At 67.8% G+C, this 9,630-nt stretch carries 9 protein-coding genes; 3 read left to right on the top strand and 6 right to left on the bottom strand.

All coding sequences use genetic code 11. The annotated features are described in order from the left end of the window. Window positions 1-60 precede the first annotated feature (60 nt). Window positions 61-2,283: an amylo-alpha-1,6-glucosidase gene (locus WJ12_RS30730; protein ID WP_034189334.1), complete on the top strand. Its 2,223-nt coding sequence runs from the start codon at window positions 61-63 to the stop codon at window positions 2,281-2,283. 96 nt (window positions 2,284-2,379) lie between these two features. Further along, on the top strand, window positions 2,380-2,631 hold the full coding sequence (locus WJ12_RS30725; protein WP_006482135.1) for a hypothetical protein: 252 nt from the start codon (window positions 2,380-2,382) through the stop codon (window positions 2,629-2,631). A gap of 518 nt (window positions 2,632-3,149) precedes the next feature. Here the strand turns inward: WJ12_RS30725 and penR are convergent. After that, complete coding sequence (penR, locus tag WJ12_RS30720; protein ID WP_034189335.1) at window positions 3,150-4,040, bottom strand: beta-lactamase transcriptional regulator PenR; 891 nt, start codon at window positions 4,038-4,040, stop codon at window positions 3,150-3,152. 125 nt (window positions 4,041-4,165) lie between these two features. On the opposite strand from penR, the gene blaPEN-bcc reads away from it, so the two are divergent. Beyond that, window positions 4,166-5,113, top strand: coding sequence for a PEN family class A beta-lactamase, Bcc-type (blaPEN-bcc, locus tag WJ12_RS30715; protein ID WP_059556828.1), 948 nt, complete (start codon window positions 4,166-4,168; stop codon window positions 5,111-5,113). Window positions 5,114-5,592: 479 nt separating this feature from the next. On the opposite strand, the gene WJ12_RS30710 is transcribed toward blaPEN-bcc, so the two are convergent. The 5 genes from WJ12_RS30710 to WJ12_RS30690 all read right to left on the bottom strand — a co-directional run bounded on the left by WJ12_RS30710 (window position 5,593) and on the right by WJ12_RS30690 (window position 9,430). After that, window positions 5,593-5,793 carry a DUF805 domain-containing protein gene (locus tag WJ12_RS30710; RefSeq protein WP_034189337.1) on the bottom strand — a complete coding sequence of 67 codons (201 nt, stop codon included), beginning with the start codon at window positions 5,791-5,793 and terminating at the stop codon, window positions 5,593-5,595. 512 nt (window positions 5,794-6,305) lie between these two features. After that, window positions 6,306-6,674 carry an antibiotic biosynthesis monooxygenase family protein gene (locus tag WJ12_RS30705; protein ID WP_034189338.1) on the bottom strand — a complete coding sequence of 123 codons (369 nt, stop codon included), beginning with the start codon at window positions 6,672-6,674 and terminating at the stop codon, window positions 6,306-6,308. Between the two features lie 33 nt (window positions 6,675-6,707). Then, entirely contained in the window at window positions 6,708-7,154 is a 447-nt protein-coding gene (locus WJ12_RS30700; protein WP_059556827.1) for a MarR family winged helix-turn-helix transcriptional regulator, read from the bottom strand. A gap of 240 nt (window positions 7,155-7,394) precedes the next feature. After that, window positions 7,395-8,771, bottom strand: coding sequence for an ATP-binding protein (locus WJ12_RS30695; RefSeq protein ID WP_059556826.1), 1,377 nt, complete (start codon window positions 8,769-8,771; stop codon window positions 7,395-7,397). Beyond that, window positions 8,768-9,430, bottom strand: a complete 663-nt coding sequence (locus tag WJ12_RS30690) for a response regulator (protein WP_034189341.1) — start codon at window positions 9,428-9,430, stop codon at window positions 8,768-8,770. Before WJ12_RS30690 ends, WJ12_RS30695 begins: the two co-directional genes overlap by 4 nt. Window positions 9,431-9,630: the final 200 nt, after the last annotated feature.

Below are 9,630 nucleotides of genomic sequence, written 5' to 3'. Positions count from 1 at the left end.
CCTATCCTGTGCGAAACACGCGACGCGCGCCGCGCGTTGCGCCTCGACACAGGAGCATCGATGCCGAATCACGCCGAAGCCACGACGACGCAGGCGCCGCAAGTCGCGCCCGTCGCCCCGACCGCCGCGTCGGGCCCCGCCTTCATCGCGCCCGAAGCCGATCCGCAGGCGCTCGCGCGCAACAACCAGTACGTGCTGAAATCCGGCGACGCGTTCGTGGTGAGCGACGCGCTCGGCGACATCGGCGGGCATGACGACGGCCTGTTCGTCGACGACATGCGCGTGCTGTCGACGTGGCGCCTGACGTTCGGCGGCCGCGCGCCGTCGCTGCTGTCGGGCGCGACGAGCGCCGACAACGCGTCGTTCACCGCGCACCTGACGAACCGCCCGCTGCCGCCGCTCGGCGGCCACGAGACGCCCGAGGGCGTGATCCATATCGAGCGGATGCGCGTGCTCGCGGGCGACGTGCTTTACGAAGCGCTGACGCTGACGAACTACGGCGCGAGCGAGGCCGAGGTGCCGCTGTCGCTGTCGTTCGCGGCCGATTTCAAGGACATGTTCGAGGTGCGCGGCACGCAGCGCCCGAAGCGCGGCACGGTCGTTGCTCCGCGCGTCGATGCCGGCGCGGTGCGGCTGCGCTACGACGGCCTCGACCGCGTCGAGCGCAACGTGACCGTGCATTTCTCGCCGGCGCCCGACGCGCTGTCGGTCGATCGTGCCGACTACACGCTGACGATCGCCGCGCAGGCCTGCGTGTCGATCTACCTGACCGTCGATGCGACGCTCGGCCCGGCGCACGGCGAAGGGCCCGGGTGCGGCCGCGTCGCGCTGCGCACCGCGCTCGTCGGCGTGCATCGCGAGATGCGTGCGCGGCGCGAGTCGATGGCGCGCGTGAACACCGGCAATCCGCTGTTCGACGCGTGGCTCGATCGTTCGCTCGCGGATCTCGGGCTGCTGACGACGCAGCTCGATACGGGGCCCTACCCGTATGCGGGCATTCCGTGGTTCTCGACGCCGTTCGGCCGCGACGCGGTGATCACGTCGTTGCAGATGCTGTGGCTGCAGCCGTCGCTCGCGCGCGGCGTGCTGCGTTTTCTTGCCGAGCACCAGGCGCGTGAAACCTCCGCCTTCCGCGACGCGGAGCCCGGCAAGATCATGCACGAGTTCCGCCGCAGCGAGATGGCCGCGACGGGCGAAGTGCCGTTCGCGCTGTACTACGGCGGTGTCGACACGACGCCGCTGTTCATCGTGCTGGCCGGCGCCTATGTCGAACGCACCGGCGACGATGCGCTGATCGACGAGCTGTGGCCCGCGCTCGAGCGCGCCGCGCAATGGGTGATCGACAAGTGCGACCGCAATCCCTACGGACTGCTCGATTACCAGCGCACGTCGGAGCGCGGCCTCGCGAACCAGGGCTGGAAGGACAGCCACGATTCGGTGTTCCATGCGGACGGCCGTTTTCCCGACGGGCCGATCGCGCTCGTCGAAGTGCAGGCCTATGCGTGCGCGGCGCTCGATGCGATGTCGGCGTGCTCGCACCGGCGCGGCCACGCGGCCGACGCGACGCGCTACGCGTTGCGCGCGAAGGCGCTGCGCGACCAGGTCGACGCGTTGTTCTGGATGCCCGAGGGCCATTTCTACGGGATCGCGCTCGACGGCCATGGCGACCTGTGCCGCGTGTTCGCATCGAACGCGGGGCACCTGCTCGCGTTCGGGCTGCCCGATGCCGAGCGCGGCGCGGCGGTGGCCGGCGTGCTCGGCTCGACGCTGTTCCAGACGGGGTGGGGCATCCGCACGCTCGCGGCCGGGCAGCCGCGTTTCAACCCGATGGCCTATCACAACGGGTCGGTATGGCCGCACGACAATGCGCTCATCGCGCGCGGCCTGGCGCGCTACGGCGACAAGACGGCCGCGGTGAATCTGTTGCGCGCGCTGTTCGAGGCGGCGGTGAGCTTCGAGATGCGCTTGCCGGAGCTGTTCTGCGGGTTCCCGCGCCGGCGCGGCGAACCGCCGACCGCGTATCCGGTGGCCTGCCTGCCGCAGGCCTGGGCGGCCGGTGCGCCATTCATGATGCTGCAGGCGTGCCTCGGTGTGAGCATCGACGCGACGCGCCACGAGGTGCGCGTCGAGCGTCCGGCGCTGCCGGAGGGCGTCGACTGGCTGCGGATCGACGCACTGCGCGTCGGCGACGAAACCGTGTCGTTGACGTTCCGCCGTGTCGACGGCCAGGTCGTCGCGGCGGCGGAGCAGCCGGGGCGGGTGAAGGTGGTCGCGGTGCTGTAGCGCCGTGCTGCACGAACGTTGCGCGATGTCGCGCCACGTTCGTGCGCAGCGGCATAGAATCGTGACATGACCCTTGAACGATGGAGGAGGTAGACGATGACGACCGACAACCGGCCCGACGACGGCGAGCACAAGCTCGAAAACCTGGAGGCGGCGGTCGACCACCTGCACAAGTCGATCGAATCGCAGAGCATCGCGGTCGGCGCGGCGAAGGGCATCCTGTTCAGCCTGATCGAAACGCTCGGCGCGCTGATCGGCGATCCCGACCTGCCCGAGCATGCGCGTTCGGGTTACGAAGCGTTGCGCGACAAGGCCAGCGAATTGCGCGGCGGGCTCGACCGGCATTGATCCACGGCGTGCGCCGACGCGAGCCGCACGGGCCGCGCCGGCGCTGCCCGATTCTGCGGATGAAGCACAAAACCCCGTGCACTCAATGAGTTAGGCGCCCGGTGCGCAGGATATCCACAAGCTTGCCAACACAATCTGTGGAGAACCGGCCGGCCTTCGGCCGCACGTGCGCTGCGCTCCCGATGTGTGCCCGGGAGGCCGTTCGAATGATGGTGCGGTGCCACACCATTGACCGGTCAAGGTCCTGATATCGAATCCCCTTGTGTATCAAGATGTTACGCGCCGGATCCGGCGGATATCCACAGGCTTGCCAACAAATTCTGTGGACAACTTGCCATCGATTGCGTCGCATGGGTTGAGTATCGGGCCCGAATGCGGCATGCGCGCGAGGCGCGTGCACTAAGGCTGCCCGATGTGTGGGTCGGAACGCAAATTCGTGCGCGATCAAGGGCTTAGGTCCCGGGTGCCCAGGATATCCACATCCTTGCCAACACTTTCTGTGGACAAGGGCGGTTGCGTTACGCGTCCGGTGTCGTGTCGGCCGCCTCGGCCACGATCCAGTCGCGAAAGAGCGTCATCGCGGGCGTCAGCGGTTTCGATTTCAGCGACGTGAGCCAGTAACCGCCCGCGCACACGTCGATGTCGAGCGGTCGCGCGAGCAGGCCGAGCTGCAGTTCGCGTGCAAACATGCAGGCCGGCGCGAGTGCGATGCCCGCACCCTGCATCGCGGCCTCGACCATCAGCCGCGATGAATCGAACACGGGCCCGTTGACCGTCCACGGCTCGAGCTGCGCGGCGTCGAACCAGCCGTGCCATTCGTCGGTGCGGTACGAGCGCAGCAGCGTTTCGTTCGCGAGATCGGCCGGCCGCGCGAGGCGCCGCGCGATCTCCGGCGCGCACAACGCGGTGAGCGGTGCATCGAGCAGCCGTTCGTTGCGCGTCGCCGGCCAGTTGCCTTCGCCGAAGCGGATCGCGAAATCGAGGCCCTCGGCGGCGAGATCGACGACGTTGTTGTTGGTGCGCAGCCGCAGTTCGACGAACGGATGCGTGTCGCCGAACTGCTTCAGTCGCGGCATTAGCCAGCCTAGGGCAAAGGTGCCGACGACGCCGAGTGTCAGTACCTCGCGGAAGCGCCCGCCGTCGAACTGCTTGAGCACCGTCTCGATGCGGCTGAACGCATCGCTCAGCACGGGCAGCAGCGCCCGCCCTTCGTCGGTGAGCCCGAGGCCCCGCGGCAGCCGCGTGAACAGCGTGCAGCCGAGCCGCTCCTCGAGCGAGCGCACCTGCTGGCTGACCGCGGCCTGGGTCACGCTCAGCTCGAGGCCGGCGCGCGTGAAGTTCAGGTGGCGCGCCGACGATTCGAACGCGCGCAACGCATTGAGCGGAAGATGAGGGCGGAGCTTAGTCATAAGAATTTCTTTTGTCAGCGCTCAATTATCGTTGCTTGTCGGCTAACCGTAAAGTCTCGATAGTGCTGTCTCGGCGCCGCCGTTTCAACCTCGATTCGCCGCCATTCCACTCCGAGACAACCGACATGACCTACTCATCGAAACGTCGAACCCTGTTGCTGGCCGCCGCGACGGCGCCGCTCGTCCTCACCGTCACCGCGTGCGCGTCGCGGCAGGCCGCGAAGGCGGACGCGGCCGATCCGGCAGCGGTGGCCGCGGCGGCGGCTGCGGACGCCGTGGCGCCCGCCGCTGCCGCGGCGGCGCTGGCCGATCTCGAGCGCGACGCGGGCGGCCGTCTCGGCGTGTGCGCGATCGACACCGCGAGCGGCCGGGTCATCGCGCATCGCCCGGACGAGCGTTTCCCGTTCTGCAGCACCTTCAAGGCGATGCTGAGCGCGGCGGTGCTCGCGCAGAGCGTCGATCGCCCGGGTTGGCTGCAGCAGCGCGTGACGTACACGAAGGCCGATCTCGTCAACTATTCGCCGGTGTCCGGGAAGCATGTCGGTTCGGGCATGACGGTTGCCGCGCTGTGCGAGGCCGCGATCCAGTACAGCGACAACTCGGCCGCGAACCTGCTGATGAAGCTGATCGGCGGCCCGTCCGCCGTGACCGCGTTCGCGCGCTCGATCGGCGACGACACGTTCCGGCTCGATCGATGGGAGACCGAACTGAATACCGCGCTGCCGGGCGACCCGCGCGACACGACGACGCCCGCCGCGATGGCGGCGAGTATGCGCGTGCTCACGCTCGGCGACGCGCTGCCGGCCGAGCAGCGTGCGCAGCTTGTCGCGTGGCTGCGCGGCAACAAGGTCGGCGACAAGCGGATCCGCGCAGGCGTGCCGGCAGGGTGGACGGTCGGCGACAAGACGGGCACCGGCGACTACGGGACGACGAACGATGCCGGCGTCATCTGGCCGGCGTCGGGCGCGCCCATCGTGCTGGTCGTGTACTACACGCAGGCGCAAGCCGATGCGCGGGCGAAGGACGGCGTGATCGCGTCGGTCGCGCAAATCGTGGCGCGGACGTTCGGTTGAGTCGGGCGGCGCGGCGAGCGTGACGCGATCCGCATGCACGCCGTGCCGCAGTCGTGACCCGCGCGACCAAACGTTGTGCGATCAACGACTTAGGTCGCGCATGCTCAGGATATCCACATGCTTGCCAACAAAAACTGTGGACAAGCCCGCATGCGGCCGCGTTCGGCGCGGCGTGCGCGGCCGTGCCCTGTTTGAGGCGGCGCGGACAAAGTCTTTCGGATCAAGCGCTTGGCTGCGGTATGCGCAGGCTGTCCACACGCTTGCCAACACAATCTGTGGACAAGCGCGCCGGCCGGCGCCGGTGGCGACGCGTCACGCCGCGCGAGGGCACGCAACCGGCGATATGCCGGCTGCGTGCCGCGTTTGAGGCGGCGCGGACAAAGTCTTTCGGATCAAGCGCTTGGTCGCGGTATGCGCAGGCTATCCACATGCTTGCCAACACAATCTGTGGACAAGCTCGCGGGCCGTCGCCGCGATAGTCAGCGCTGCCGATCGTCGACCGCGGGCCAGCGGGCAAACGCGAATACCCACAACATGATGAAGTTCAGGACCGGGACGAACATCGTCAGGATCCACCAGCCCGAATGTCCGGTGCGCCGGACGATGCGGACGTACGGATAGACGACGATGGCGACGAGCACGAGCGAGACGAGCAACTGCCACGCGGTGAAGTGTTCCATGGTCTTCCTCGGAGTGATGGTGATGCGTCGTGGTGCGGCTCGCATGATCTTGATGCGTGACCTGCGCGGGCGTCAAGGCGCGGGTTGAGCGTAGCCGTCGTGCCGGATCGTTCGTGCACGCTTGCGCCACGCGTTGCCGCAACGGTGACCCCGCGCACGAACCTCAGGCCGATCAACGGGTTAGCGCATGCGTGCTCAGGATATCCACAAGCTTGCCAACACAATCTGTGGGTAAGTGGCCGGCACGGCAGCCGGCCGGCGTGCATGCGGCGGTCGTTGCGTGCATCGTCGTGGCGTCGTGATGCGAACTGGGGCGAAGTGGCGAGCGCGACGGCCGTCGCCCGGCCCTCGTCTGCATCACGCGTGCCAAAGTCCATCGGATCAAGGGTTTAGCGTCGCGGTGCGCAGGATATCCACAAGCTTGCCAACATTTTCTGTGGAGAAGTCCGCGTTCGCGATCGGCCGGAGCGATACCGGCGGATGCCACGCGTTGCCACGTGACGCACGCGCACTTACGCGGTGCAGATACCGGCGACACCGACTTTCTGGAACAGGTGCGGGCTGGCGACGGCGGACGACGGATAGGCCGACAGCTTGGCGACGAACGCCGGATGCGTGAAGGCCGCGCGAAACGTAGCGGTCGATGCCCAGATCGCGTAGTTCAGGTAGGTCGGACTGTCGCCGAGTGCCCGATGCAACTGGGTCGAGATGAACCCCGGCTGCTGCTTCATGAATGCCGCGTCGTCCTTCCAGGCGGCGAGAAAGTCCGCTTCGTCGGCGGGTGCCAGGGTGAACACGTTGACGAGAACGACCGGCTCCGCGTCGATCGCGATCTGTTGCTGGATCGGAAAGGCCGGATCCATCGGCTTGAAGTGGGGCATGGGAATTCCTGGTGAGGTGGCGGGCTGGCGGGGTTACGCGTGGCCGTCCTGGCCGTGCGCCCGGGACATCGCCGACAGCACGCGAATGGCGGCATCGAGGTCGGCCGCACTGAAGTCGCCGGCGATGTCGCGGACATGCTGCTGCCACTGCTCGGCCACGGCCCGATAGGCCGCTTCGCCGCGCGGCGTCAGCGCATACAAAGGGGAGCGCTTGTGCGCCGGGTTGGGCAATGACAGGACGAGCCCTTCTTCGGTCAGCACGTTGACCTGTTTCAGCACGGCTTGCCGCGTGATGCCCATTGCATCGGCAATCTGCGGGATGGTCGGCGCGTCCGGCGCCATCGAGATCGCGCCCAGCACCTGCCAGCGTGCACTGGTCAGGCCGTGCGGGCCGGAAAAGGTGTTGCCCCATTCGATCAGCAGCCCGTTCAAGCGGAATACGGACAGCGCGACGGTGGTCAATTTCTCGGATTTCGTCATTTCCCGCTCGCATCATGAATTGACAACCACTTTACAAAATAGACAACTGGTTGTCAATCTGGGTGTGCGGATCAAACGAATCGTCCACGACGATCGACGGGCGCGCGGCTGCCCCGGGCTGGCGCATTTGCCGCGCATGCCCGACAAATCCTTTCCGATCAAGGGCTTGGTGTCGTTAATGGAAGGTTGTCCACAAGCTTGCCAACATAATCTGTGGACAAGCTTCCGGTCACGTGCGCATCAGACCGGTGCGGGAAACCGCACCGTGACGGTCAGCCCGCGCCCGCCCTGCGTGGTGCCGAGCGCGACCGTCGCGCGATGCTGTTCGGCGATTCGCTTGACGATCGACAGCCCGAGCCCGCTGCCCGACGACGTGACGGCCTGCGCGCCTTCGCCGCGATAGAAGCGTTCCCACACGTCCGTGCGTTCGGCTTCCGGAATACCGGGGCCGTCGTCGGCGACTTCGAGCACGGGCGTCGTGCCGTCGACGCGCGCGGACACGTCGACGCGCGCGCCTGCGCCCGCATAGCGGATCGCGTTGTCGACGAGGTTGTTGAGCAGCACGCGCAGCGTGTCGGCATTGCCCGCGGCCATCACGGGCGCGGCGACGATCGCGCCGAGATCGATCCGGTGCGCGTCGGCGACGCGCGCGCGGTCCGACACCACCGACCGGCACAGCGCGGCGAGATCGACGGGCTCCGACGTCGAGGCGGCCGCCTGCGCATCGGGTTCGAGGCGCGCGAGCGTCAGCAACTGCTCGGCGAGGTGGCCGAGGCGCGTCGTGCCCGCCTGGATCTGCGCGAGAATGTGCTCGCGCTCCTCGGCGGTCGCCGCGCGCCGCAGCAACTGCGACTGGATCGACAGCCCCATGATCGGCGTGCGCAACTCGTGCGCGGCATCGGCGATGAAATGCCGCTGCAGCGTGAACGACCGGTCGAGCCGCGCAAGCAGGTCGTTGATCGCTTCGGCGAGCGGGCGGACCTCGTTCGGCATCGACGCGACGTCGACCGGCTCGAGGTTGTTCGCATTCCTGCGTTTCAGGCCCGATGCGATCGTGCGCAGCGGCCGCAACCCGGCGCCGATGCCGAACCACAGGCCGATCGCGAGCAGCGGCAGCATCGAGAACACCGGCCACAGCAGATGCACGGCGATCCCGGCGATCGCTTCCCAGCGGGCATGCCGCGCCTGCGCGAGCCGGATCGTCGTGCCGCCGCGTTCGGTCACGTAGGTGCGCCACGACTGGCCGCCGACGTCGACGCTCGCGATACCCTTCTGCGCGGGTGCCGGCAACTTCGAATCGCGGTCGGTCGAATACACCAGCGTGCCGTTGCGCCACACCTGCAGCAGCACCGCATCGGGGTCGCTCGCCTCGAAACCGTGCTTGCCGTTTGCACGGTCGCTGAACGACAGCTCGCCGTTCGGGCCGACGACGATTTGCTTCGACATGCTGCGCATCTGGTCGTCGAGCAGGTCGTCGAGCTCGCGCAACGCACCCCAGTAGGTGCCCGCGCTCGCGACCAGGCCGATCACGCACGCGGCCGGCAGCAGCCAGGTCAGCAGGCGTCGCCGCAGCGACGCGTTGCGCCAGCGTGCGATCGCGCGTTGCACGTGCGTCATGTGCCGTCACCGATCCGGTAGCCGACGCCGCGCACCGTGCGGATCATGTCGTGGCCGAGCTTCTTGCGCAGGTTGTGGATATGCACCTGTACCGCGTTGCTCTCGATTTCCTCGCCCCAGCTGTACAGCCGCTCCTCGAACTGCTCGCGCGAAATCACCGCGCCCGGTTCGCGCATCAGCTCGTGCAGCAGCACGAACTCCTTCGGCGACAGCGGCACTTCCTCATCGTCCAGCCAGACGAGGTGCTTGACGGGATCGAGCCGCAGCGGGCCGATCGCGAGTGTCGTCTGCGCGCGGCCCGCGTGGCGGCGGTTGACCGCGCGGATGCGGGCGAGCAGTTCGTCGAGTTCGAACGGCTTGACGAGATAGTCGTCCGCGCCGCTGTCGAGGCCCGCGATGCGGTCGGGCACGCCGTCGCGCGCGGTGATGATGATCGCGGGCAGATTTTCGTCGCGGCGGCGCAGCGCGGCGAGCACCGACAGGCCGTCGCGGTTCGGCAGCCCGAGATCGAGCAGCAGCAGGCCGTAGCCGGTCGAACGCAGCGCGAGCGACGCGGCATCGCCGTCCTTCACCCAGTCAACCGCGAAGCCTTCCTGTTTGAGGCCCTGTTCGAGCCCGCTGCCGATCAGCGGATCGTCCTCGACGAGCAGTACGCGCATGGATTCGTGTCTCTTCAGCAGGGCGCGGCAACGCCCGGGATTCCCATGATAAGCGCGCGCGTCTTAGGTCAAGCTTAAATGCGGAGGGCGCCGCCGCCATTTCGTACCTGTCCAATGCGGCACCGTGTCGCCTCGGCGCGCCCTTCAGGTTTGCTTAATCTTACGGTCCGTAATCTGGTGCCGTCGCGTTCAACGGAGCG

Source organism: Burkholderia seminalis (genome assembly GCF_001718535.1).
In the GTDB taxonomy this organism is placed as follows: Bacteria; Pseudomonadota; Gammaproteobacteria; order Burkholderiales; family Burkholderiaceae; genus Burkholderia; species Burkholderia seminalis.
The sequence above is the reverse complement of the archived record's forward strand: the minus strand, read 5'-3'. Positions and strand labels throughout refer to the sequence as shown.